We start from the raw sequence: 24,284 nt of genomic DNA, 5'->3' as shown, positions 1-24,284 counted from the left end.
CCGGCCCCTCAGTATTCGATCCGGTCGCGCCGGGTGGCGCGGAGCATCACGGCCGCGATGAGCAAGGTGAGGAAGAACAGCACGACGCCCATCGCCGAGGCGTAACCGGCCCGGCCGAACTGGAAGCCGTTGTTCGCGATCTGCAGCCCCATCACCTGGGTGGAGTTGTCCGGCCCACCCGGACCGGCCGTCATCACCGCGACCAGCGCGTAGGCGTCCAGCGCCATGATGGCCAGGTACACCCAGGCCGTCTGGATGGTGTCCCACAGCAGCGGCAGGGTGATCCGGAAGAAGGTGGACAACCGGGTCGCGCCGTCGATGATCGCGGCCTCGAAGATGTCCTTCGGGATGCCGGACATGGCGGCGTTGAACAGCACCAGGTAGAACCCGACACTGCCCCAGACCATCACCCACATCACGCAGTACAGCGCGATCTTCGGACTGGCCAGGTACTCCGAGGTGCCCAGTCCGAGTTTCTTGGTCACGGTGTTGGCCAGACCGTTGTCGGTCGAGGTCATCACCACCGACCAGATCACCGCGATGACCGGGATGGACAGCACCTGGGGAAGGAAGAACGCGAGCTTGTAGAAGCCGTTGCCGCGGACACCCTGCACGCCCGCGCTGTTCGACCGGCCGCCGACGTTCAGCAGATAGGCGAAGACCAGCGACAGGAAGATGACGAGCAGTGGTACGCCGATCAGCAGGATCACGTTGTGACCGAGGGCCGCCCGGAAGACGGCGTCCTTGGCCAGCGTGCTGAAGTTCTCGAACCCCACGAACTTGAACTTCGGGGATACGCCCGTCCAGTCGGTCAACGAATAGTAGAACGCCTGGGCGAAGGGCGAGATCACGAAGATCGCGTACAACGCGAGCGGTATCGCGAGGAAGCTCGCGACGAACCGATAACTGCCGTGCCGCATCTCTCTCCTAAGTGGTCGCTGGCCGGGGCCGCCCTCAGCGCTGAGGGCGACCCGCGATCAGGGCCGCGAAGTGCAGGGGTGGAGGATCAGCTCCGGGTGCGCTTGACGGTCTTGGGGTCCTTGGCAGTGTCGTCGGCGAGCTTCTGGGCCCGCTTCTGGAACTCGTCCGAGGTGATCCGGGCTGCGACCAGCTCGGCCACGATGCTGTACAGCGGGTCGCGCATCGGCGAGTACCAGTCGCCGAAGTACGTCGACCAGTTGTTGTCGGCACCCGACTTCAGCAACGCGCTGGAGGAGGCGGCGCCCGGGCTCAGCGTGAGTCCCTCGGCAGCACCCTTCACCACGGTCGGCGAACCGGTCAGTTCGGTGAACTTGCCGGCACCTTCCTTCGAGAGCATGAGACGAAGGTACTCCAGGCCGCCGGCCTTGTTCTTCGCCTTCTCCGGCACGATGAAGCCCTCACCGGCGCTGATCTCGGTGCAGTCGACCGGAAGCTTGGCGCCGTCGAGCAGCGGGGTGAAGGCGACGGTGGTCGCGAAGTCCTTCGGCGCGACCGGCTTCTGCTCGTTCTCCAGCCAGGAACCGCTCGGGATGAAGGCGGCCTTGCCCTGGTTCCAGGCGGTCTGGGACTGGATGTGGTCCAGACCCTCGGTGCCCTTGAGGATGTAGTCCTTCTTCTTCAGCTCCAGCAGCGCCTCGGCGGCCAGCTTGATCGACGGGTGCATCCAGGCGTTCGGCTCCAGGCCGTCGATCGCCTTGATGACGTCCTTGCCACCGTGCTTGACGGCCATGTCGAGCAGGATCTGGCCGATGTAGTACGGGTGCTTGCCCTGGTGGGCCAGCGGCGCGATCCCGGCCTTCTTGATCGTCTCACACAGGGTGAGGAACTCGGCCCAGGTCTTGGCCGGCTCCCAGCCCTTCTCGGTGAACAGCTTCTTGTTGTACCAGAGGCCGTAGACGGTGAGGACGTAGTTCAGCACGGCCGGCTTGCCGCCCTGCTGGGCCGCCTCGAGGGTGATCGGCTCGACCGAGTCGCGCACCTTCACGGCCGGGTCGTCGATCGACGCGGCGTCGAGCAGCGCGGTCAGGTCGGCCAGCTGCCCGGAGCTGGCCAGCGTCGACACCGGCAGCATCTTGGCGCCGGAGTTGTCGATCACGTCCGGCGGGTTGCCGCCGTTGAAGCGCGGCTGCAGGGTCGGGGTGATCTCCGTGGTACCGGTGTGCTTGATCGCCGACTCGGCGAACTTCTTCTTGTACAGCGACTCGTGGAACTTCGCGTAGTCGTCGCCGTAGCCACCCTTGAAGATGACGACGTCCAGCGGGTCTTCCTTCTTGACGCCGAAGGGGTTCTCCGCCGTCTTGTCGGCGCCGCCACCGCCGGTGTCGCCTTCGTCGCCACCACTGGCGCAGGCCGCGAGGAGCGTGCTGCCGCCGGTGGCCAGCAGGGTGCCGACCGCCGCGCGCTGCAGGAACAGCCGCCGCGACAGGTTGTTGGGAGTGGTCATGGGTCCCGCCTTCCGAGAGTGTTTCAAGCAGTACGCCGGATCCGGCCGGCGTACTGTGCTTCAAGGGCGTGGTTGTGATCGTCGCCGCCCGGGATGTTCGCGGACAGGTAGACCGGTGGCTTTTCGCCGGCCTCGGTCAGCCGGCGCAGAACCTCCGCGACCAGCATCTGCGCGATCAGCGCGGCAGTGATGGACGACACGGCGCAGACCTTGCCACCAGTTGGCAGATCCAGCACGGAGTCGCCGTACGGAGCGTGGTTGTCGAGCACGACGTCGGCGAAGTCGATCAACTTCTTGCCGGACGGGTGCCGCGAGTCCACCCCGCTGGTGTGCTGCAGCGAGGTGATCGCGATCAGGGGGTGACCCTTCTCCTTCACCACCGAGGCGAGCTCGACGATCGAGCCGTTCACGCCGGAGTTGGAAGCGATCACGAACAGATCGCCCGGTCGGGCCGCGGACAGTTCGTAGAGCTTGCGGGAGTACGACGGGTCGCGCTCGAGCTCGCCGCCGCGCAGCAGCTCGGTCGATTCGCCGCCGAGCAGGACCAGGTCGCGCAGGGCGATCCGGTTGGTCGCGATCAGGCCACCCGCGCGGCCGGCGATCTCCATCGCCAGTGCTTCGGAGTGACCGGAGCCGAAGGCCTGAATGACGCCGTTGGCGCGTAGGGAAGCAGTCATCAGCTCGGCCGCCTGCTGGATCGGGCCGTCGATCTGCCCGGTCACGGCGGTCATGATCGGAGTGAGCGCGTGAACATAAGCCTGCGCGCTCAACGCTCCCCCGTCCCCGTGGCCGGCCTGGTTGCTGCCGTCTGCCGTGCTGGCCATCAGAGGCCCGTCCCCTCGACTAAATTGATCACCGCGACACACCTGGTGCCGACAAGTGCGCAAGTTTGCGGTTTGCTGGACAGAACTTTTCTCACCTGGCAGCTAAAGTCAAGGCTCATCTCACTCTTCTTCCCAGATCGGGACCGTTGCGTGACCTTGTCTATTTCTGTTCACGACTAGACTCTTTCGAGCAGTTTGGAGCATTGCTTATGTCGGTCGAACGCCCATTCGCGCAACCAACGGAATCAGTGGTCTTGATGCCAGCATCCACACTGGTCCTGGGCGGCGACCTCGGCGGCACCTCCACCCGGATCGTTATCGCAGACCATGACGGCAACGTAGTTGGCCGCGGGGCCGCTGCCGGCGGAAATCCGACCAGCCACCCCGCCAGCGCGGCGGCCAACTTCGGACAGGCCATTCACCAGGCGCTGGAGGGCCTCGACCCGGCCCTGGTCCAGACCGCCGTGATCGGCGCGGCCGGCGGTTCCGCACTGTCCAACCCCGGCGTCCGGGCCCAGTTCGACGCCGCCTGGAACGGTGCCGGGCTGGTCTGCGAGGCCGACTACATCGGCGATCTCGAGGTCGCTTTCGCATCAGGCACACCGGAGGCGAACGGCACCGTGCTGATCGCGGGCACCGGATCGGCGGCCGGACTGGTCCGCGACCACCGGCTGACCCGGACGGCGGACGGGCACGGCTGGTTGCTTGGCGACGACGGGTCAGGCTTCTGGCTCGGCCGGGAGGCAATGCGCAGCCTGCTGCGCGCTCTCGATCTGGGCGAGCCGATCGGGCTGCTCGGCGAAGAGGTCGTGAAGGCCGTGCTGCCGGATCGTGATCCGGGCGCAACTGCGGAGCGTGTTGGGTACGACGTGCTCCGTGATGACCTGATTCGCACCGTGAACGCGCGTCCGCCGGTCCTCCTGGCCGAACTGGCCCGCGTGGTGGTGGCGGCGTACGACCAGAATGACAAGACCGCCCATGCGCTGGTGAAACGCGCAGCCGAACTGCTCACAGAGACGGTCAGCCGGCTCAGGACAACGTCGGACAATGGCCCATTGGTGCTCGCGGGCAGTGTTGCCGGTGAATCGTCGCCGGTAGGGAGATTGCTGCGGCAAACCATTCACGAGCACTTCGACGGCGAGGTACTGACCGCCCGCGACGGCGTCGGCGGCGCGACCTGGCTGGCCCTGGGCGTCCTCGACCCAGCCCTCGCCACCCGCTCCAACCACGCCCGACTGGTCAGCTGACGATCACCTAGCGTGATGGGCGGACCGCCACCACTCACAAACCTCGACTGATCGCACCAGGCCAAGCGTGCACTGGCCTGCTCCCGGGCGGAAACGACGGGTTTGTGAGTGGGGGCGGTCCGGGCCTACTACCAGGTCGCGATCGGGCGGAGTTCATGTCCCCAGGTCAGCGGGTTGCTGTGGATCAGGAGCAGGTGCTTCATGGCGGTTCCTTCCGTCGAGTGGATCTTCGCAGCACAGGTCGGAGGCCGCTCCCCTTCTCGACATTTGCGAAATGTCGAGCAGTTCTCAGCCGGTCCGACGTACCGGCCGACACAGCGGATCGACCCTAAGGTGAACGCCATGAACGAGACCGACCTCAAGTTGAGCGACGGCCGCACCCTGCACGTCTACGACACCGGTCGCGGCGATCTGCCCGTCTGGTGGTCCCACGGCACGCCCAACCTCGGTGCACCGCCCGAGCCGCTGTTCGAGACCGCGGAACGGCTTGGCCTGCGGTGGTTCTCGTTCGACCGACCCGGGTACGGCGGTTCGACCCCGGCACCCGGGCGCACGATGGCGTCGACTGCCCATGACCTCGAGCAGGCCGCCGACTCACTCGGCATCGACCGCTTCGCGGTGGCCGGGTACTCCGGCGGCGGCTGCTACGCGCTCGGCAGCGCGGCCACCCTCGGCGATCGGGTGCAGGCCGCCATGACGCTGGCCGCGATCGCGCCGTACGGCGTGGACGGGCTGGACTGGTTCGGCGGGATGCTGCCGTCGGGGGTGGCGTCCTTGCGCGCGGCGCTTGGCGGTCGCGAGGTGAAGGAGGCGCATGAAGCCTCGGGGGTCGAGTACGACCCGGAGTTCACGGAGGCTGATCTGGCGATGTTCGACGGCCCGTGGTCCTGGCTCGGGTCGGTCGCAGGCGAGGGGATGCGGGCCGGGCCGTACGGGCTGATCGACGACGACGTTTCTTATGTGATTCCTTGGGGCTGCGACCCGGGCACCATCACCGCACCGATCCTGCTGCTGCACGGCGGGGAGGACCGCATCATTCCCAGCACTCACGGGTCCTGGCTCGCGAGCCACTGCCCGACCGCCGAGCTACGGCTCACCCCGCAGGACGGCCACATCTCCGTCCTCGGCCACGCCGTTGACGGACTGGAGTGGCTCCGCCGTCAACTCTGAGCGCTTGCGGGTTGGCCTGCTTGGGTACCGCGCCTTAGATGAGGCCAGCTGAAGACGTCGCCGGGCTAGTGGCCGAGCGCTATCGGCTGCACGAGCCGTTGGGTCGCGGTGGGATGGGTGAGGTGTACCGCGCCACGGACGAAGTACGGGGCCGTGAGGTCGCCATCAAGTTGCTGCTGCCACGTCGCGAGAGTCTTGCCGCTGACGAACGCTTCGAGCGCGAGGCTCGGGCGGCCGCGATGGTCACCGACCCTCATGTGGTTGCTGCCTACGACTATGGGCCGCACGACGATGGCTTCTATCTGGCGATGGAGTTGGTCGAGGGGCGGACGGTCAGCGAGGAGTTGTGCGCGGGCGGGCCGATGGAGGCCGATCGTGCGGTCGGCATCATCCGGCAGGCTGCCGCTGGGCTGGCGGCTGCGCACAAGCAGGGCCTGGTCCATCGCGACATCAAGCCGGGCAATCTGCTGCTCACCTCCGACGGCACGGTCAAGGTCGCGGACTTCGGCATCGTCCGGCTGCTGAGCGACACGACCACGACGCTCACCGCGACCGGCCAGATCGTCGGGACCAGCCACTACCTGGCTCCGGAGCGGGCGCTGGGTGAGCCGGCCGAGGCGGCGTCGGACATCTATGCGCTCGGCTGCGTGCTGTACCAACTCGTCACCGGTCATCCGCCGTTCATGGCCGAGAATCCCGCGTCGATCATGTACCAGCACGTCGAGACGATGCCGGTACCGCCGAGTGACCTGCGACCCCGGCTCGCCGGCGAGTTCGAGGCGCTGTTGTTCTGGCTGCTCGCGAAGGACCCGGCCGATCGACCGACCGCCGCCGAGGTGGCTGCGGAGGCGACACCGCCCGCGCTTTCAGCAACCCTCGCTCTACCTGTACGTCGTCCGTCGCCGCGCAATGTCCTCGTCGGCGCGGGGGCGGTCCTTGCGTTCGCGCTGCTGTTCGCTATGGGCATCCTGCTCGACGCGAAGAGCGTCAAGATCCCGGCGACCAACGACCTGTCCCCCGACTCGGGCGCGACCACGCCGGCCGTCGTACCGAGTGTGCGGCCGCCGAGCATCAGCCCGACCAGTCCGCGGGTGACGGCACCGCCGCCGAAGACTTCAGCTGCCGTCAGCCAGCCGAGCCAGGCTGATCAGTCCAGCGAGTCCGGAAAGTCCCCGAAGGACAAGCAGAACAAGAAGTCCGGCAAGCCTGGCAAGAACTAACCCTCCTGGGAAGGCGCGGGCGGGGCGGGGATGGGGCGGAGGCGCGGGCGGGGCGGGGTGGTGGGTTCTCGGCGAGGGCATTCCAAGCAAGGGCTTGACATCGGCTGACGGCTCTCGCATATTCCAAGCATGTCTTTGGAATCTTCGGAGGATCCTCGGCGGCGGCGGTTGCTGGATGACCCGTTGGCGATCCGGGCGATGGCTCATCCGGTGCGGCTCGACCTGCAGGGGTTGCTGGGCAAGGAAGGGCCGCTGACCGCGGCGGATGCGGCGCGGCGGCTGGGGATCAGCCAGGCGCTGGCCTCCCATCACCTGCGGCAGCTGGCGAAGTACGACTTCGTGGAGCCTGCCCCCGGCAAGGACAACCGAGAGCGCCCCTGGCGGCTGGTGTCGACGTCGCAGTCGTGGCGGGATCTCGAGCTGACTCCGGAGGCGTCCGCGGCAGCCGACGTACTGGAGCAACTGATGGCCGAGCGGGCGCTGGGCAACCTCGCCGACTGGCAGCAGCGGCGTACCGACGAGGACCGGGTCTGGTGGGAGAACTCGGGCATCGTCTACACCGGCATCTATCTGACCGGCGACGAACTGGCCGAGCTCGAGGAAAAGATCAGCGCTCTGCTCCTGCAGTACGTCGACGAGCGGCCGATCGACGACAAGTCCACTCGGCCGCCGGGGAGCCGGCTGGTCGGCTTCACCCGCATCGTCACGGTGTCGCCAGCTGAGGACGCCGAGACATGAGGAACCTGTGGGAGGTGCTCGCTCGGCAACGCGACTACCGGCTCGTGCTCGGCGCCGGGCTGATCTCGCTGACCGGCGACTGGATCCTCAGGATCGGGCTGGCCTTCCATGTCTATGCGTTGACCGGCTCGACGCTGGCATCGGGTGGACTGCTGCTCGCCTCGTTCCTGCCGTTGGTGCTGCTCGGCTCGCTGGCCGGTGTCTTCGTCGACCGGTGGGACCGCCGGCGGACGATGATCGTCACGAATCTCCTGCATGCGTTGCTGTTGCTGCCCCTCCTTCTGGTCCGGGGCGAGAGCACGCTCTGGCTGATCTATCTGGTCGTCCTCGTACAAAGTTGCCTTCAGCAATTTTTCCGGCCGGCCGAGCAGTCGCTGGTGCCGTCGCTGGTCGAGCCCCGGCAACTCATCACCGCCAATTCGCTGAACAGCCAGACCAACGACATCGCCCGCCTGGTCGGCGCGGCCCTCGGTGGAGTGCTCGCAGCAGCCGGCGGGCTTTCCCTGCTCACGTTGGTGGATGCGGCCACCTACCTCGTGGCGATGGCGTTCCTGCTCGGCGTACGGCATCGGCCTGAGCGCGTGACGGTGGAACGCGTCGGCGGTCTGCGGCCCGCAGTACGGGCGTTGAGGGACGAATGGGTGGAGGGGATCCGGATCTGCCTGGCCGGCCCGGCGATGCGGCTGGTGTTCGTGTTCGGGGTGGTCACCGGGATCGGGGAAGGCGTGATGAGCACGCTGTTCGCGCCATTCGTGTCGGCGGAACTGGGCGGCGACGGTACGGCGTACGGGCTGATCACCTCGTCGCAGGCGGTCGGCGGAATCGCGGGTGGGCTGATCGCGGCGGCGGTCGGGTCGCGGTTCTCGGCGGCGAAGCTGTGGGGTTTCGGGGCGGTCGCGTTCGGGCTGATAGACCTGGTGATGTTCCTGTATCCCTTGTTCTGGGACGGTTTGGCGCCGGCCTTCGTCTGCATGGTCGTCGTCGGCGTGCCGGGAGCGTTCCTGGTCGCCGGGTCGATGACCGTGATCCAGCGGCTCACCGACGATGCCTCCCGCGGTCGCGTCTTCGGCGCGCTCTTCGCCGCCGAGGGTGCTGCCCTGCTGGTCGGCATCGCGGCCGCGGGCGTGCTCGGCGACGTCGTCGGCATCATCCCCATGCTGGTCATCCAGGGACTCGGCTTCTTCGTCGGCGGTCTGGTCGTCCTCAGCCGCGTGAAGATCCTGACCCCGGCCTCATCGAAGGCCGAGGTCGCGGTCTAGGGCAGGTCCGTGGCGGCCGGCTCGCCTGCGGTGACTCGGTGGACTCGGACGCGCGCCACGCGGCGGCCGTCCATCTCCATCACGGTGATCTTGTAGCCGTCGACGCCGCCCTCGTCGCCGACCGCCGGGACCCGGCCGAGCTGGGCGGCGAGGAAGCCGGCCACCGTCTCGTACGGGCCGTCGGGCAGTTCGACGCCGGTCTCGTCGGCGAAGTCGTCCAGGTTGAGCAGGCCGTCCACCTCGACGTCGCCGCTGCGCAGACGGGTGGTCTCGGCCGACTCCTCGTCGTACTCGTCCTTGATGTCGCCGATCAGTTCCTCGACGAGATCCTCGAGCGTGACGATGCCCGCCGTACCGCCGTACTCGTCCAGCACGATCGCCAGATGGGTACTGCGGCGGCGCATCTCGGTCAGCGTGGGCAGCAGCTTGGCGGTGTCGGGCAGCATCAGGACGTCACGCGCCAGATCGCCGACCCGGACCGACCGGGACGCGACCGCCGGGTCGAACAGGTCGCGGACGTGCACGAAACCTACGATGTCGTCGGCCGACCCGTTCATCACCGGGTACCGCGAGTGCGGCCGCTCCGCGGCGAACTTCACCGCCTTGTACGCCGGCATCTCCGCGTCGACGAAGTCCACCTCGGTCCGGGGCAGCATCAGTTCGCGCAACTGCCGGCTGCCGGCCTCGAAGACGTCGTCGACGATCCGGCGTTCCTCCTCGCCCAGCGACTCGTGCGCGGAGACGATCTCGCGCAACTCCTCGTCCGACATCACCTCGCGGTTGGCGTTCGGGTCGCCGCCGAGCGCGCGGACGACCAGGTCGGTCGACCTGGACAGCAGCCAGATCACCGGCCGGGCGATCGACGCGATCCGGTCGACCAGCGGCGCCAGGCCGAGCGCGAACGTCTCGGCCCGCTGCAGCGCGAGCCGCTTGGCCGCGAGCTCGCCGAGCACGATCGAGACATAGGAGATGGCGATGGTGATCAGCACCAGGGCGAGCGTGCTCGCGACCGACTCCGGCAGACCGAGGCCCTCCAGGTGCGGCGCGAGGCCGTCAGCGAGCGTCGCGCCACCGAAGGCGGCGGACAGGAATCCCATCAGAGTCACGCCGATCTGCACGGCGGACAGGAAGCGGTTCGGGTTCGCGGCCACCCGGGCGACGGTCTCGCCCCGCTTGCCACGCTGGGAGATCGACTTGAGCTGGCTGTCCCGCAGGGAGACCAGCGCCATCTCGGCGGCGGCGAAAACCCCACCGATCAGGACGAAGATGAAGATCAGGACGATGTTGAGCAGGGTCTCGTTCATGACAGGGGAGTTCCTAGCGTCCTCTCCGTTTTTGCCGGAGAGGACGCGGCGGTAGGGCGACGTCCATCGATCAAGCGTACCGGTGACGGGTCCTCCGGTGCATGTTTGAATATGTTGGTTTACGATGGTTGATGGCCGTACTGGTCACAGGAGTGTCCATTCTCGGCTCTACCCGGAAGGTCGGACGATGAACACCACCCCGCGAGGTGCCCGCCGGACGGACACCACCCTGTCCGACGGCCGGCAACTGATCTACTACGACCCGGCCGACGCGCCCGTCCGGGTGCCGCTCGAGGACAGCCGCGGCCTGCCCGCGCCGAAGCCGCTGGCCGAGTTCCGGACCGACCCGCTGACCGGTGACACGATCACCTTCGCCACCCACCGCAACACCCGCACCTACCTGCCGCCGGCCGACCAGTGCCCGCTGGACGCCAGCAAGCCGGGAAACCCGACCGAGATCCCTGACCACGACTACAACGTCGCCGTCTTCGAGAACCGGTTCCCGTCCTTCTCCGGACCCGGCCGGTGCGAGGTGGTCTGCTTCACCAGCGACCACAACCAGTCGTTCACCGAACTGTCCCAGGGCCAGGCCCGGCTGGTGGTCGAGGCCTGGGCCGATCGTACGGCGGAACTCAGCGCCCGGCCCGACGTCGAGTACGTCTTCCCGTTCGAGAACCGCGGCCGCGAGATCGGCGTGACGCTGAGCCACCCGCACGGCCAGATCTACGCCTACCCGTTCCTGCCGCCCAGGATCAAGACCCTGCTGGCGCGCGCGCGGGAGCACCAGGAAGTTGCCGGCAGCAACCTCTTCGCCGACATCCTGGCCGCCGAGCGCAAGGACGGCCGCCGGGTGGTGGCCGACAACGCGAACTGGACCGCGTTCGTGCCACAGGCCGCGCGCTGGCCGGTCGAGGTCCACCTCTACCCGCATCGCCAGGTCGCCGACATCGCCGAGCTGACCGGCGAGGAGCGAGACGACTTCACCCAGCTGTACCTCGACGTACTGGGCCGCTTCGACGGACAGTACGACGACGACCTGCCCTACATCGCGGCCTGGCACCCGGCGCCGGTCCGGGTGGATCGCGAGCTCGGCTACCTGCACCTGGAGTTGCTGTCGATCCGGCGGGCCCAGGACAAGATCAAGTACCTCGCGGGATCGGAGTCCGGGATGGGTGCCTTCATCTCCGACACGCTGCCCGAAGACGTCGCCGAAACCCTGAGGAAGGTTGGCTCGTGAGCAAGTTCGCAGAGGTTTTCGGCGTCGAACCCGACGGGGTCTGGCGCGCACCGGGCCGGGTCAACCTGATCGGCGAGCACACCGACTACAACGACGGCATCGTCCTGCCGATCGCACTGCCGAACCAGATCACGATCAGCGCGTCCGCCCGGACCGACGGCGTGATCGCGGTGGCCTCGTCCGGGCAGAACGACGTGATCACGTTCGAGCTGGACTCGCTGGCGCCCGGCTCGGTCAAGGACTGGGCCGCTTACCCGGCGGGCGCCGCGTGGGTGCTCCGCGAGGCGCAGTACGGGATCGGCGGTGCGAATCTGCTGGTTGAATCGGACCTGCCGTCGGGCGCTGGCCTGTCCTCGTCGGCCGCCCTGCTCTGCGCCTCAGCCGTTGCCCTGCTGGGATTGCGCGACCTCGAGGTCGATCCGGCCGAGGTGGCACGGCTGGCTCAGCGCGCCGAGAACCAGTACGTCGGTGCGCCGGTCGGGTTGATGGACCAGATGGCGTCGATGTGCTGCTCAGCCGGACACGCCCTGTACTTCGACATCCGCGCGATGACGACGGACCAGATCCCCTTCGACCCGGCGGCCGACGGTTTGGCCTTGCTGGTGGTCGATGTGAAGGCACCGCACCGGCACGTCGACGGCGAGTACGCCGCCCGCCGCCAGTCCTGCGAACAGGCCGCCGCCGAACTCGGCGTACCGGCTCTGCGGTCGATCGCCGTCGAAGACCTGGACGAAGCACTGACTCGCCTGTCGGACGACGTCGTACGCCGCCGCGTCCGCCACGTGGTGACCGAGATCCGCAGAGTCGAGGAAGCAGTAGCGCTCATGCGCGCCGGCCAACTCCGCGACGTGGGCCCGCTCTTCACGGCCTCGCACGTCTCACTGCGCGACGACTTCGAGATCACCGTCCCCGAACTCGACGTAGCCGTCGACACCGCCCTCGCGGCCGGCGCCCTGGGCGCCCGCATGACGGGCGGCGGCTTCGGCGGCTGCATCATCGCGCTGGTCGATTCCTCAACCGCCACCACGGTCCTCAACGCAATAGAGAAGGCCTTCGCCGCAAACTCCTTCACCACCCCGGCGTCGCTGGACGCCACTCCCTCCACCGGCGCGTCCCGTCTCTCCTGAATCATCCGCCCGACTGGCCACTGGCGCCTTGTGGGGTCGCTGGCGCGCAGTAGCGCGCCAGCGGCCCCACAAACGGCGTTCGTCCACAGATTTCCCCAGGGTCAATGCGAAGAGCGGTTTGCGGTTAGTTCGCGGTGGATGGCGGGGGCGAAGGCGAGGGTTGCTACGAGTTGGAGGATGCCCATCGCCAGGTATGGCGTCTTCAGGTCGGTGCGGTGGGCGAGGAGACCGGCGGCTACGGCTCCTAGCGGGGCGGCGCAGAAGGCGACCATGCGGTAGACGGAGGTGACTCGGCCGAGCAGGGCGGGTGGGACGAGGCGTTGGCGGAGGGTGATGGTCACGACGTTCCACCAGGTGCCGGCCAGGCCGAGGATGGTTGCGGCGATGGCAACCAGGGTGAAGGTGCTGACGATTCCGAAGGCGATGATGGCCAGGCTGGAGACGAGCATCGAGGCCAGGAGGCTGGCGAAGACCGGGATGCGCCGGGAGAGGCGAGGAGCCAGCAGGGCACCTAGTACGCCGCCGACGGCGTAGATCGCGACCAGCCAGCCGAAGCCCGCTTCCGGGAGGCGTAGTACCTCGAGGACGTAGAGGACGAGGATCGCGACGATGCCTGCGCCTACTGCATTGACCACGAGGAGCAGTAGGCAGAGGGAGCGCAACAGCTTGTGCTGCCAGAGGTAGGTCAAGCCCTCTTTGAGTTCACGGCCCAGGTGACGGTTGGAGGCGCGTTCGCGAGGTGGGGACGCGTGCCTGATCGACCAGATCAGGATTGCGGCCACGGCGAAGGAGACGGCGTCGATCAGGATCGGCAGGCCGTGGTCGAGGACGAAGAGGGCGGCGCCCAGAGGTGGGCCGATCAGGTTGGCCAGCAGGAGCAGAGAGATCTGCTGGTAGCTGTTGGCGCGTTCGAGGGCTTCGCCGGCGACGAGGTCGGGGATGATCACCGATGAGGCGTTGTCGAAGAACGGGGCCAGGAGGCCTAGGGCGAAGCCGGCCATCAGCAGGATCGGGATGTTCGCCAGGTCCAGGATGATCAGTACCGCGAACACGCCGGCCACGATCGCGCGGACAGCGTCGACGATCCACATGGTCGAGGTTCTGCGCCAGCGGTCGACCATCACGCCGGAGACGAGGCCGAGCAGCAGCCAGCCGGCTCCCGCTACGGCTTCACTGAGCGAGACGATCCGCGGGTCGCGGGTGAAGGACGCGGCCAGCAGCGGCAACGCACCGAAGGTGATGCCGTCCCCGACGAACGAGACCGCCCCCGCACACCAAACCACCCAGAACGGCCGCCCCAGGGGCGCAGTACGGGGGTGGGTCACGAAGTGATGATTAGCTCGGTGCCTGTTTCGCGCATGGATTTTCGGGCTGCTTGCGGGAGGTCCGAGTCGGTGATCACCAGGTCCAGATCGGACCAGGTGGCGAAGGTGCTCAGGCCGACCGTGCCCCACTTGGTGTGGTCGGCAACCAGGACGACCTCGCGGCTGGCGGCGATGAAGGAGCGGTTGGTTTCCGCTTCCATCAGGTTCGGAGTACTGAGGCCGTGTTCGGCGTCAACGCCATGGGCACCCAGGAAGAGCATGTCGAGGTGCAGCGACTGCAGGGCGGCCGTCGCGATCGGGCCGACCAGCGCGTCGGACGGGGTCCGGATACCACCGATCAGGACGACGGTGCGGTCGGACCGGCCGTTGCCGTGGAACACGTCCGCGATCCGGGCCGAGTTGGTGACGACGGTGAGGTTCTCCACCCGGAGCAGTTGCCGCGCCAGCGCGTACGTCGTCGTACCGGCGCCGATGCCGATCGCGCTGTCCGGCTGCACCCGGCGGGCGGCCTCGATGGCGATCGCCTGCTTGGCGGCGGACTCCTGGGTGAGCTTGGCGTCGAAACCCGGTTCGTGCGCGCTGCGCAGCCCGACCGACGTCGCGCCGCCGTGCACCTTGTGCAGCAGGCCGCTGGAGTCGAGGGCGTCCAGGTCGCGCCGGATCGTCATGTCGGACACGCCGAAGCGCTCGACCAGCTCGGCGACCGTGATCGCACCCCGGCTGTTGACCTCGGCAACGATCGTGGCCTGGCGCTGGGCGGCGAGCTGACCGCCCCGGCCACGGGACGGTTCGGTGGGTCCGGCTGCGTTCACATCTGACAGCCTAAGGTCTGGACTGCCCGATCGCAGTCGGAATGTGTTGGTTTATGTGCCGCAACTGGCCCCGCAGCTGAAATGACGTTGCCGGTGGAGTCACGACTTGTCAGGCTGAGGCATGCGATTCCCCGAGGACGTCCCCACTCTGACCGACGACGTGGTCACGCTGCGTGCGCACACGGTGGCGGACATCCGGCCGGCGTACGACGTCTGCCAGGACCCCGAGATGCAGCGCTGGACGACGATCCCGGTGCCGTACGAGCGGCAGCACGCCGAGCAGTACCTGACCGAGTTCATCCCGGCGGGCTGGCGGGAGGGCAGTTCCTGGGCCTGGGCGATCGAGTACGACGGGCGCTACGCGGGCACCATCGACCTGCGCCCGCAGGACGGCAACGTCGGCGAGGTCGGGTTCGCGGTGGCGCCGTGGGCCCGGGGCAACGGGGTGATGACCCGGGCGTTGCAGCTGACCGTAGGCCACGCGTTCGAGCAGGGCTGGGACCGGGTCATCTGGCGCGCGTACGTCGGCAACTGGGGATCCCGCCGGGTCGCCTGGAAGTGCGGCTTCCGGAATCTGGTGATGATCCCCGCCGGCGGCGTCGCGCGTGGCGTCCGCAAGGACGAGTGGGTCGCCTCGATCGCCCGAGATGACGACCCGCAGCCGCAGGGGCACTGGTGGAAGGTGCCGCTGATCGAGACGGACGGCGTGCGGTTGCGGGCCCTTCGCAGTACCGACGCCAAGCGACTCACCGAGGCCTGCAACGACGAGCGGACGCTGGAGTGGTTGGCCGGCCTGCCCAAGCCTTACCAGCTGGAGGATGCCGAGGGCTTCATCGAGAGCCGGCTGGAGAACCTCGCGAGCGGCGAGGGAGTCACCTGGGCGATCGCCGACCCGGACACCGATGACCTGCTCGGCTGCGTGAGCGTCTTCGACCTGACGAACCGGATCGACAAGACGATGGGCGAAGTCGGCTATTGGGCGCACCCGGAGGCTCGTGGCCGCGGTGTGATGTCGACGGCCGTCCGGTGTGTGATCGGCCACTCCTTCACCCCGGTCGAGGACGGCGGGCTCGGCCGGCGACGGCTGGTGCTGTTCGCTGCCGAGGGCAACACCGCCTCCCAGCGCGTTGCCGAGGTCAACGGATTCACGGGCACCGGGGTCGCCCGCGCCGCCAGTCCGGCTCGCGATGGCGGCTTCCGCAACCTCCATGGATTCGACCTGCTGAGGACCGATGCCGGAGTGCCCTAAAGGGTGCCCCGGAGTGGTTCGCCAAGGTAACGAATCCGCCCTCCGGCGACGAGATCGTGACAGCCGACACTTCTTCCCCTCGCCGTGGAACGTTCTGACTGATTGAATCGACGGGTGAGAGATCGTGAGGAACTCGTCCGCCGCTGGCAGGCCGGGTGGTCTGTATCGCGGGGCTGGACCACAGTCGAGGATGACAATGATGGGATCCTGACCGTCCGGGCGGGCGAGGCGAACCGCGCGATGGAGTACGTCGTGCTCGACGCCGACGACAAACCCGAGCGGGTGGAGCGCGCCGCCGAGCTGGCCAAATCAGCGGGAAGCGACCGGGGTGGCGGCTGGGTCACGCTGGCCACCGACGACCGCGAGGCCCGGATCGAGCAGCTCGAGGATCTCGGGCTGGAGGTACAGCGCGATCAGGACTGGCTAATGACGATCCAGCTGTCCGAGCAGCCCGCGCTCAAGCTGAACGAGCGCTACGCGCTGCACTCCGAGCTCGAGTCCGACCTGATCATCACCCGGGCGACACTGCACGGCGGCGTGGTCTCCAGCGGCCGGATGGCGGTGGTCGGCGAGGACGCCGTCGCCGACCGGATCGAGACCGACCCGGCGCACCGGCGCCGCGGTCTGGGCAGTGCCGTGATGGCGTCACTGGTGGAGACCGCCGCGGCCCAGGGCGCCAAACGCGGCATCCTGATCGCCTCGATCGACGGCCTCCGCCTCTACCGCAGCCTCGGCTGGAAGGTCGTCGCCGACATCGTCATCGCCCGCTCCTAACCCACCGCTGGCGGGCTCGCCGTTAGGTGTGCGAGCCCACAAGTGGTGGGCTCGCATACCTAACGGCGACCTCGGACAGGGTCCACCCTGTTCACGGCCGCCGTTTGCTGTTCAAGGTCACCGCTGGGGGTTCAAGCCCACCAGTGGTGGGCTTGCCACGTCAGGTGAGGGCGGGTCAGGGGGTGGGGAGGGTGGTGGTGAGGGCTGTTTTGGTGGGGGTGGGGGTGATGGCGAATGTCGTCTGGGCGTCGGTGGAGTCGAGGATGAACGGCGCGCGGAACTGGTACTGCAACTCCCGGATCCCCCGCGCCTGCTTGTTGAACAATCCACCCAGCCAGAGCACGGCCGGCGGCATTGCCGACAACTGCGGAGCCTGTACTCCGGCAACGATCGCCGCCTGCGTCGCCAGCTCGCGGATCGAGACCGGCGGCGGAGTCGGCACGTGCCAGATCCGGCCTAGCGCGCTGTCCCCGGCGGAGGCGATCGCGACGAGCGTACGGGCGACATCATCCACAGCGGTCCAGCTGTGCGGCGCATCCAGATCAGCCGGTACCGCGGTCTTCTGGCCGGCCAGTACGCCCGGCAGCACACCGATCGTGAAGAACGACGCGGCTCCCGCCCCCAGATAGTCCGAGCCCCGTACTTCGGCAGTACGGATCCGGCCGGCCCGATGCGCGGCCAGGGCGTCGGCCCACAGCTTCGCCCGGACCTGGCCCTTCACCGAGTTCGGGCGATCCGGGTCGCCTTCCTTCATCGGACCGGCCGGTTGCCCATAGCCATAAAGGTTTCCGGTGGTGAGCAACACGGCACCGGTCGCCTCGGCGGTCTTGATCAGCGAGGCACCCAGCGGTGGCCAATCGGTGGCCCATCGGTCGTACGCCGGTCCGCCGCAACTGAACACCGTCTCGGCACCATCGGCGAGCTTGCTCAGTACTGCGGCATCGGTGGCATCGGCCTTGACCTTCTCCACACCATCCGGGCCGTTGCCACTCCGGGTGACGAGGCGCACCTGCTCGCCACGCTCCACGAGCAGCCGCGCGACCGCAGTACCGACTGGACCAGAACCCACGACAACTCGCACGTTTTCCCTGCCTTCTCGAGAGGTCTAGGACACTACGGGCCGTCGTTAAAGGTTCGTCAATGCGGGGTGAGGTTGGCCGCAAGGGGTCGTAGCGGGCAGCGAGATCCGCTAGCGTCCGTGCCGGAACGACCTGGGGTGCACGGGGATCGACGTACGACGACGAGAGGCTCGCTGGCTCCATGAACGACGCACCAAACGATCCCTTCTACCCGCAGAACCAGCGGAATCCGCACCGCCAGCAGAATCCGCAGAACCCACACCACCCGCAGCGGCCCGAGCCGCCCCGGTCGCACGGCCGGCGGAAGCAGCGTGGAGTGGCCGGCCCGATCCTCGGCGCGCTGTCGGTGCTCGCATTGGTGGCCGGCGCCGGCTGGTACGTAACGCGCGACGACACGAAGACGACCAGCCAGGACAAGCCGCTGACGACGGAGACCGCCGGTATCGTCACGCCTTCCGACGACGCCAGCAGCCCCATAGTCACGCCGACCAAGACGCCCAGCAAGACTCCTTCGGCAACGCCTTCCAAGACTCCCTCCAAGAGGCCGTCGAAGACGCCGACGCCGACGCGGTCGACCAGCGCGCCGAGCCGGGAGGGCACTCGCTCCCCCAAGCCGTCGACGAAACCGACGCCGCGGCCGAGCCATACCGCGACCCCGACGCCGACGAAGACGACCAAGCCGCCGGCGCCGAGTGGTGGCGCGGAGGCACAGGTCCTGCAGTTGACGAACAACGAGCGCGCCAAGTCCGGCTGTGGTCCGCTGCGCACCAACAGCGCCCTGACCCGGGCCGCCGATCTGCACGCGACGGACATGGTCGCGCGCCACTACTTCGACCACACCAGCCTGGACGGCCGGTCGCCGTTCGACCGGATGAAGGCCGCCGGCTTCAAGGGTGGCGCGATGGCCGAGAACATTGCCGTCGGCTACAAGAGCGCGGCCGCCGTGGTGGACGGCTGGATGAAGAGCGAAGGCCACCGCCGGAACATCCTGAACTGCGACTACACGATGATCGGCATCGGCTATGACGGCGGCCAGGTGAAGCCCGACTGGGGCAACGGCAGCTGGGTCCAGAACTTCGGCGGCTGACCGGCGAAAACCCCGAATCTAAGGGCTTCGTTAAGACGCGTCGCGGACCCGTAACAGTGACCTTGCGTGTCGGTTAAGGTCACTGTTCGGTCACCAGGGGGGTCTGGTACGACCGTGGTGGACGAATGTGTGGGGGAACGACGCACGGGGAACGACGGACTTCCGTAGTACGACGAACTGAAGAGGACTCGCCCACCCATGACGGACTCGCCTACCCCTGGGCGGCACCGCAGCAGAAAGGCACCCCGACGCCGTGGCCTGATCGGCCCGATCGTCAGTGCGCTGTCCGTGCTACTCGCCATCGGACCCGTGGTCTGGGTGATGGCAGACCGCGAAAACTCCGCCGTCGCCGACTCCGACGCCACCAAGGTTCTGAACGTCGCCGAGGACAACTCCGGCCCGGCCGCCGACCGCGCTAACTCCGGCCCTGGCAAGACCAGGGTCACCGTCACGGCCACGCTGCCGAACGGCCAGACCACCACGATCACCCCGACCGGTACGCCGGCACTGGGGTCCGCCCAGTCGACCCTCAGCACGAGTACGCCGGCCTCGTCCGGCGTACCGACGCCCGGGGTCACAACACCTCAGCCCGGCGAGGTCGAGACGGTCACCGTCACCCCGAAGGCGCCGAAGACGACCAAGGGCCACGGTAAGCCGACCCCGAAGCCGTCGGCACCGCGACCGAGCAAGCCGACCGGGCCGACGAAGACGCCGACCAAGACGGTCACCAGTGAGCCGACGCCGAGCGACCCGCCACCGCCGCCGGGCGGTGGGGGCACCAACGCGCAGGAGCGCGAGGTGCTCAACCTGACCAACCAGGCGCGCCGCAACCAGGGCTGCCGGCCGCTGCAGCTGGACGACAGCCTGGTCGAGGCAGCCGGTTCGCACGCCTCGGACATGGTTCGCCGGCACTACATGGACCACACCAACCCCGACGGCCAGGACCCGGGCGACCGGATGGCCAAGGCGGGCTGGCGTGGCAACGGCTGGGGCGAGAACATCGCCGCCGGCTACGACAGCGCGCAACGCGTCTTCAACGCCTGGATGAAAAGCGATGGCCATCGGGCGAACATCCTGAACTGCAGATTCACCAAGATCGGCATCGGGTTCGACCCGGGGCAGGTCAAGTCGGAATGGGGACCGGGCAGCTGGGTGCAGGACTTCGGTCGCGACTGACTGAATGACCTGTACTGCGATCAGCATTGTCCGCCGGGCACCGGGTTGGCCACAGGCACTGTGGCCAGACCACAACAACGGTCCGGTTGGCAGCTGAACACAGCGGGTAGATCCGTCCTTGCAATGCCATCGGGCGCACCTCACGGCGCCACGGTGAGACGAATGAGGCACGTCTTGGGGCGACCGTGAAGGGAACACGCACTAATGTCACGCAGTAGGAGAGCAGCCGCCCGCCCGGAGGGCCGGGCAAAACGGGTCATGCTGTCGATCGGCACGGTCATCCTGGTGATCACGCCGATCTCCTGGATCCTGCTCCACGAGCCGCAGGCCGACCAGGCGGAAGCGTCGGTCCCCTATGTCACCCGGGACGACGACACGTACATCAAGACGTCGGCCAAGCCGGCCGTCGCGACCCCGTCGGCACCGAAGCCGACCGGTACGCCGACCCCGGTCTCGACTCCCGGTACGCCGAAGCCGACCAAGACCCCGAGCGTCCCGGGCGAGACCCCGTCGACGACTCCCACGGACGAGCCGACGACGGCGCCGACCGAGGGGCCGACGGACGGTCCGACCGACGACCCGACCACCAGCAAGACGCCGACCCGGGGCCCGGTCAGCAACCCCCCGAAGCCGTCGGACACCCCGAGCAACCCGCCGACCACGACGCCGCCGACGACGACCACTCCGCCGCCGCCCACGGACAACGGCAGCATGTCGGGCTCCGAGCTGGAGCTGTTCTCGCTGGTGGACAACGCGCGGGTCGACCGCGGCTGCGCGCCGCTGCAGCGCGACTCCGGCCTGACCGGTGGCGCCCGTCAGGATGCGGAGACCCGTGCCGAAAGCGGCGACGTGTCCGACACCAGTTCCTCCATGGCGGCAGCGGGCGGCGACGGCGTGACGGCGAAGGGGGCCTTCGACAAGCTGAAGAGCCAGAGCTCGGGCACGCTGTTCAACTGCGGGCTCGATGAGCTGGGCGTTGGCCATGGGGATGCGAAGTACTGCAGCTCGAAGCTGCTCGGCATCTGCCTCGGCACCTCGACGCGCCACAGCTGGGTCGTTGACTTCAAGTAGTCGTTAGCTCACCCAGGACGGCGGCTCGCGGAGTGCGGGCCGCCGTTCTGGTATCTGAGGTGGGACGATGGTGCAAGGTGCTTGAGTCGGCCTCCTGCGCGGGGTTAGCTTGAGCCTCCACTCATCCTGCGGGAGGCCGGATGTACGGCGAGCGCGACGATCTGGATCCGGCTCGGCCTGCGTTGTACGGCATCCCGCCGGACGCGATCGCGGATGAGCGCCCGGACCGCCGGCCGGAGGACGCCAAGCAGGTCGGGCTGAGCCGGCATACCGAGGAAGGCGCGGTCGTGCACTTCGTGTCCAACCTCGACCGCGCCAAGCCCGGGCACAAGATGATGGCCTGGATCCTGATCGTCACCTTCGGGGCACCGGCCCTCTACACCCTGCTCCTGCTGCTGTGATGCTCTAGCCGGCCTTCTTCTGCAGGTTCTCGTCCAGCGCGGCCAGGAAGGCCTCGGTGGTCAGCCACTCCTGGTCCTGGCCGACCAGCCGCGCGAGGTCCTTGGTCATCTTGCCTTCCTCGACCGTCTCGACGCAGACCTGCTCGAGCCTGGTGGCGAAGCCGGTCACCTCAGGCGTGTTGTCCAGCTTGCCGCGGTGCTTGAGGCCGCCCGTCCAGGCGAAGATCGACGCGATCGGGTTGGTCGACGTCGGCTTGCCCTGCTGGTGCAGCCGGTAGTGCCGAGTGACCGTGCCGTGCGCCGCCTCCGCCTCGATGGTCTTGCCGTCCGGGGTCATCAGCACCGACGTCATCAGGCCGAGCGAGCCGAAGCCCTGCGCGACGGTGTCGGACTGCACGTCGCCGTCGTAGTTCTTGCAGGCCCAGACGTAGCCGCCCTCCCACTTCAGCGCCGAGGCGACCATGTCGTCGATCAGCCGATGCTCGTAGGTCAGCCCGAACTTCACGAATTCCTCCTTGAACTCTTCCTCGAAGATCGTCTGGAAGATGTCCTTGAAAGCGCCGTCGTAGGCCTTCAGGATCGTGTTCTTGGTGGACAGGTAGACCGGGTAGTTGCGCTGCAGCCCGTACGAGAACGAGGCCCGCGCGAAGTCCTCGATCGCCTTGGTGAAGTTGTACATCCCCAGCGCCACGCCGCCGTCGGCACCGTAGTTCGCGACCACGTGCTGGATCGGCTCGGAGCCGTCGGCCGGGGTGAAGGTGATGGTCAGCTCGCCGGCGCCGGGAACCTTGAAGTTGGCCGCGTTGTACTGGTCGCCGTGGGCGTGCCGGCCGATGATGATCGGTTTGGTCCAGCCCGGGACCAGCCGCGGGATGTTCGAGATGACGATCGGCTCGCGGAACAGCACGCCGCCGAGCAGGTTGCGGATGGTGCCGTTCGGGGAGGTCCACATCTTCTTCAGGCCGGACTCCTCGACCCGCGCCTCGTCCGGCGTGATCGTCGCGCACTTGACGCCGGCGCCGTACCGCTGGATCGCCCAGGCGGCGTCGATGGTGACCTGGTCGTCGGTCGCGTCGCGGTGCTCGATGCCGAGGTCGTAGTACTTCAGGTCCACGTCGAGGTACGGGTGGATCAGGCGGTCCTTGATGAACTGCCAGATGATCCGGGTCATCTCGTCACCGTCGAGTTCGACGACGGGGTTGGTCACCTTGATCTTGGCCATGGTCGCTGGCTCGTTCCCCTCATCCGATTTATCTTGACGTCAAGATAGATCGAACATTATCTTGACGTCAAGACAATCACCCGCGACCGAACTCCTGCCGGTGCCGCTGCGGCGTCGTCCCGAGGACCAGATGGAAGTGATGCCGGAGCGCCGCGCTGCTGCCGAATCCGCTCTCCGTCGCGACCCGCTCGACCGGCTGATCCGTGGTCTCCAGCAGCAACCTGGCGCGATCCAGGCGCTGCCGCAGCAACCACGCCTGCCCAGTGGTTCCGGTGCGCGCCCGGAACTGCCTGGTGAACGTACGCCGGGACAGTGCGACCGCCGCCGCCCACTCGTCCAGCGACACCGGCTGATCCAGCCTCGCGCGCGCCCAGACCATCGCCCGCTCGACCACGTCATCCGCCTGGTCCGGCGGCACCGGCACCGGGATGTACTGCGCCTGCGATCCGCTGCGATGCGGCGCCACCACGATCATCCGGGCCAACTGCTCGGCCAGTTCCACCCCGTGATGCTTGCGAACGAGATGCAAGCAGCAGTCCATCGAGGCCGCAGTACCGGCTGAGGTGACCAGGTCGCCGAGGTCCGACCAGAGCACGTCCGCCCGGACGTCGACCTTCGGGTACTGCGCCGCGAGGCGCTCGGCCCATCGCCAGTGGGTGACCACCTCCCGGCCGTCGGCAATGCCACTGGCGGCAACCAGGAAGGCGCCGATGCAGAGGCCGGCCACGGTGGCGCCACTCGCATGCGCGGCCCGGATCGCCTCGACGAGCAGGCCGGACGGCTCCAGCTTGGGATCCCAGCTCGGCAGGATCACCAGGTCGGCGTGCTCCATCACGTCCAGCCCGCGCTCGACGTACAGGTCGAAGCCCGCGTTGGTGCCCAGCCGGCCAGGACGCTCGGGCCGGGGGGAATCGGCCCACAGCCGGAGGGAAATCCATGGTTGTACGTCGCTTCAGCCTGCCCATCGCCGCGCTCGCCAGCACGCTCACCGCGGTCGCAGCACTTGCTGTTCCGCTGCCCGCGATGGCGGCGAGCACGGTCGTACTGTCGGGGATCCAGTACGACCCGGCCGGGACGGACACCCGGACCAACGCGCATCTGAACCAGGAGTTCTTCACCATCCGCAACCTCAGCACGCGGCCGATCAACCTGTCCGGCTTCATGGTCAAGGACGTCGCCAACCACACCTTCGTCTTCCCGCGCGGCTACGTGCTGCAGGGCCGGACCACGGCGATCATCCGCACCGGCCGCAACCGGAACACGGCCGTCACCCTGTACTGGAACCAGGGCAACTACATCTGGAACAACACCGGCGACACCGCCCGCTTCCAGACCCCGGCCGGCAAAACCTTCGACACCTGCACGCACACGGCCATGGCAGGCCGCACCCGCGTCGCCTGCTAACTTGCCGGCGACCGCAACCAGAACCCAGCGCCGCCCGGACCCACGCGCTCACGATCTGCCCGATAGCGCCTTATCCGACCACTGGCGCCATACAGAGCCTGTTGCGAATTGGCTCGGCAGCGGCCGATTGTGT

General features: G+C 67.9%; 23 protein-coding genes. 14 read left to right on the top strand and 9 right to left on the bottom strand.

All coding sequences use genetic code 11. The features are described 5' to 3' along the window. Positions 1-8: 8 nt before the first annotated feature. From A3ES_RS0142805 to A3ES_RS0142795, 3 genes are all read right to left on the bottom strand, one after another. Positions 9-920: a carbohydrate ABC transporter permease gene (locus A3ES_RS0142805; protein ID WP_020393003.1), complete on the bottom strand. Its 912-nt coding sequence runs from the start codon at positions 918-920 to the stop codon at positions 9-11. Positions 921-1,006: 86 nt separating this feature from the next. Then, the gene (gene ngcE, locus A3ES_RS0142800) at positions 1,007-2,425 is read right to left on the bottom strand and encodes an N-acetylglucosamine/diacetylchitobiose ABC transporter substrate-binding protein (protein ID WP_020393002.1); all 1,419 of its coding nucleotides are present in this window, start codon (positions 2,423-2,425) and stop codon (positions 1,007-1,009) included. Between the two features lie 23 nt (positions 2,426-2,448). After that, positions 2,449-3,249 (bottom strand): sugar isomerase domain-containing protein, encoded by an 801-nt coding sequence (locus A3ES_RS0142795; protein WP_020393001.1) that lies wholly within the window; start codon positions 3,247-3,249, stop codon positions 2,449-2,451. Positions 3,250-3,506: 257 nt separating this feature from the next. Between A3ES_RS0142795 and A3ES_RS0142790 the strand changes: the two genes are divergently transcribed. The 5 genes from A3ES_RS0142790 (at position 3,507) to A3ES_RS0142765 (ending at position 8,883) form a co-directional block, all read left to right on the top strand. After that, entirely contained in the window at positions 3,507-4,496 is a 990-nt protein-coding gene (locus A3ES_RS0142790; RefSeq protein WP_026163726.1) for an N-acetylglucosamine kinase, read from the top strand. Between the two features lie 342 nt (positions 4,497-4,838). Continuing rightward, positions 4,839-5,666 carry an alpha/beta fold hydrolase gene (locus tag A3ES_RS0142780; protein ID WP_020392998.1) on the top strand — a complete coding sequence of 276 codons (828 nt, stop codon included), beginning with the start codon at positions 4,839-4,841 and terminating at the stop codon, positions 5,664-5,666. A 38-nt stretch (positions 5,667-5,704) separates the two neighbouring features. Then, positions 5,705-6,886 carry a serine/threonine-protein kinase gene (locus A3ES_RS0142775; RefSeq protein WP_040457003.1) on the top strand — a complete coding sequence of 394 codons (1,182 nt, stop codon included), beginning with the start codon at positions 5,705-5,707 and terminating at the stop codon, positions 6,884-6,886. A 129-nt stretch (positions 6,887-7,015) separates the two neighbouring features. Continuing rightward, positions 7,016-7,624 carry an ArsR/SmtB family transcription factor gene (locus A3ES_RS0142770; RefSeq protein ID WP_051084942.1) on the top strand — a complete coding sequence of 203 codons (609 nt, stop codon included), beginning with the start codon at positions 7,016-7,018 and terminating at the stop codon, positions 7,622-7,624. Next, positions 7,621-8,883 carry an MFS transporter gene (locus tag A3ES_RS0142765; protein WP_020392995.1) on the top strand — a complete coding sequence of 421 codons (1,263 nt, stop codon included), beginning with the start codon at positions 7,621-7,623 and terminating at the stop codon, positions 8,881-8,883. The genes A3ES_RS0142770 and A3ES_RS0142765 overlap by 4 nt, the downstream gene beginning before the upstream one ends. Here A3ES_RS0142765 and A3ES_RS0142760 read toward each other — a convergent pair. Continuing rightward, on the bottom strand, positions 8,880-10,187 hold the full coding sequence (locus A3ES_RS0142760) for a hemolysin family protein (RefSeq protein WP_020392994.1): 1,308 nt from the start codon (positions 10,185-10,187) through the stop codon (positions 8,880-8,882). The genes A3ES_RS0142765 and A3ES_RS0142760 overlap by 4 nt on opposite strands. 187 nt (positions 10,188-10,374) lie before the next feature. Between A3ES_RS0142760 and galT the strand changes: the two genes are divergently transcribed. Together galT and galK are read left to right on the top strand one after the other, a co-directional pair. Beyond that, on the top strand, positions 10,375-11,424 hold the full coding sequence (gene galT, locus A3ES_RS0142755) for a galactose-1-phosphate uridylyltransferase (protein WP_020392993.1): 1,050 nt from the start codon (positions 10,375-10,377) through the stop codon (positions 11,422-11,424). Further along, positions 11,421-12,551, top strand: coding sequence for a galactokinase (galK, locus tag A3ES_RS0142750; RefSeq protein ID WP_020392992.1), 1,131 nt, complete (start codon positions 11,421-11,423; stop codon positions 12,549-12,551). The genes galT and galK overlap by 4 nt, the downstream gene beginning before the upstream one ends. Positions 12,552-12,652: 101 nt before the next feature. Here the strand turns inward: galK and A3ES_RS0142745 are convergent, their stop codons facing one another. Both A3ES_RS0142745 and A3ES_RS0142740 read right to left on the bottom strand, forming a co-directional pair. Next, positions 12,653-13,876 carry an MFS transporter gene (locus tag A3ES_RS0142745; protein ID WP_020392991.1) on the bottom strand — a complete coding sequence of 408 codons (1,224 nt, stop codon included), beginning with the start codon at positions 13,874-13,876 and terminating at the stop codon, positions 12,653-12,655. Continuing rightward, a complete protein-coding gene (locus tag A3ES_RS0142740; RefSeq protein WP_020392990.1) occupies positions 13,873-14,688 on the bottom strand; it encodes a DeoR/GlpR family DNA-binding transcription regulator in 816 nt (271 codons plus the stop codon). The genes A3ES_RS0142745 and A3ES_RS0142740 overlap by 4 nt, the downstream gene beginning before the upstream one ends. 121 nt (positions 14,689-14,809) lie before the next feature. On the opposite strand from A3ES_RS0142740, the gene A3ES_RS0142735 reads away from it, so the two are divergent. Both A3ES_RS0142735 and A3ES_RS0142730 read left to right on the top strand, forming a co-directional pair. Then, positions 14,810-15,937 carry a GNAT family N-acetyltransferase gene (locus tag A3ES_RS0142735; RefSeq protein WP_020392989.1) on the top strand — a complete coding sequence of 376 codons (1,128 nt, stop codon included), beginning with the start codon at positions 14,810-14,812 and terminating at the stop codon, positions 15,935-15,937. A 114-nt stretch (positions 15,938-16,051) separates the two neighbouring features. Next, positions 16,052-16,711: a GNAT family N-acetyltransferase gene (locus A3ES_RS0142730; RefSeq protein WP_020392988.1), complete on the top strand. Its 660-nt coding sequence runs from the start codon at positions 16,052-16,054 to the stop codon at positions 16,709-16,711. 175 nt (positions 16,712-16,886) lie between these two features. Here A3ES_RS0142730 and A3ES_RS0142725 read toward each other — a convergent pair whose 3' ends face one another. Further along, positions 16,887-17,780 carry an NAD-dependent epimerase/dehydratase family protein gene (locus A3ES_RS0142725; RefSeq protein WP_020392987.1) on the bottom strand — a complete coding sequence of 298 codons (894 nt, stop codon included), beginning with the start codon at positions 17,778-17,780 and terminating at the stop codon, positions 16,887-16,889. Between the two features lie 191 nt (positions 17,781-17,971). Between A3ES_RS0142725 and A3ES_RS0142720 the strand changes: the two genes are divergently transcribed. The 4 genes from A3ES_RS0142720 to A3ES_RS0142705 all read left to right on the top strand — a co-directional run bounded on the left by A3ES_RS0142720 (position 17,972) and on the right by A3ES_RS0142705 (position 21,525). After that, positions 17,972-18,877 carry a CAP domain-containing protein gene (locus tag A3ES_RS0142720; protein ID WP_020392986.1) on the top strand — a complete coding sequence of 302 codons (906 nt, stop codon included), beginning with the start codon at positions 17,972-17,974 and terminating at the stop codon, positions 18,875-18,877. A gap of 198 nt (positions 18,878-19,075) precedes the next feature. Continuing rightward, positions 19,076-20,053 carry a CAP domain-containing protein gene (locus A3ES_RS0142715; protein WP_020392985.1) on the top strand — a complete coding sequence of 326 codons (978 nt, stop codon included), beginning with the start codon at positions 19,076-19,078 and terminating at the stop codon, positions 20,051-20,053. A gap of 204 nt (positions 20,054-20,257) precedes the next feature. Beyond that, positions 20,258-21,124: a CAP domain-containing protein gene (locus tag A3ES_RS0142710; protein WP_040456997.1), complete on the top strand. Its 867-nt coding sequence runs from the start codon at positions 20,258-20,260 to the stop codon at positions 21,122-21,124. A gap of 140 nt (positions 21,125-21,264) precedes the next feature. Continuing rightward, entirely contained in the window at positions 21,265-21,525 is a 261-nt protein-coding gene (locus tag A3ES_RS0142705) for a hypothetical protein (RefSeq protein WP_020392983.1), read from the top strand. Positions 21,526-21,529: 4 nt separating this feature from the next. On the opposite strand, the gene A3ES_RS0142700 is transcribed toward A3ES_RS0142705, so the two are convergent. Next, positions 21,530-22,747, bottom strand: coding sequence for an NADP-dependent isocitrate dehydrogenase (locus tag A3ES_RS0142700; protein WP_020392982.1), 1,218 nt, complete (start codon positions 22,745-22,747; stop codon positions 21,530-21,532). Between the two features lie 76 nt (positions 22,748-22,823). Then, positions 22,824-23,606 carry a GlxA family transcriptional regulator gene (locus A3ES_RS50395; protein WP_272944667.1) on the bottom strand — a complete coding sequence of 261 codons (783 nt, stop codon included), beginning with the start codon at positions 23,604-23,606 and terminating at the stop codon, positions 22,824-22,826. Positions 23,607-23,683: 77 nt separating this feature from the next. Here A3ES_RS50395 and A3ES_RS0142690 point away from each other — a divergent pair, with 77 nt between their 5' ends. Beyond that, positions 23,684-24,151 (top strand): lamin tail domain-containing protein, encoded by a 468-nt coding sequence (locus A3ES_RS0142690; RefSeq protein ID WP_020392980.1) that lies wholly within the window; start codon positions 23,684-23,686, stop codon positions 24,149-24,151. The last annotated feature ends 133 nt before the right edge of the window (positions 24,152-24,284 follow it).

Origin of the sequence: Kribbella catacumbae DSM 19601 (assembly GCF_000372465.1) — a bacterium.
GTDB lineage: Bacteria > Actinomycetota > Actinomycetes > Propionibacteriales > Kribbellaceae > Kribbella > Kribbella catacumbae.
Note: the sequence above shows the minus strand (reverse complement) of the source record. Positions and strands in the feature narration are given on the sequence as shown.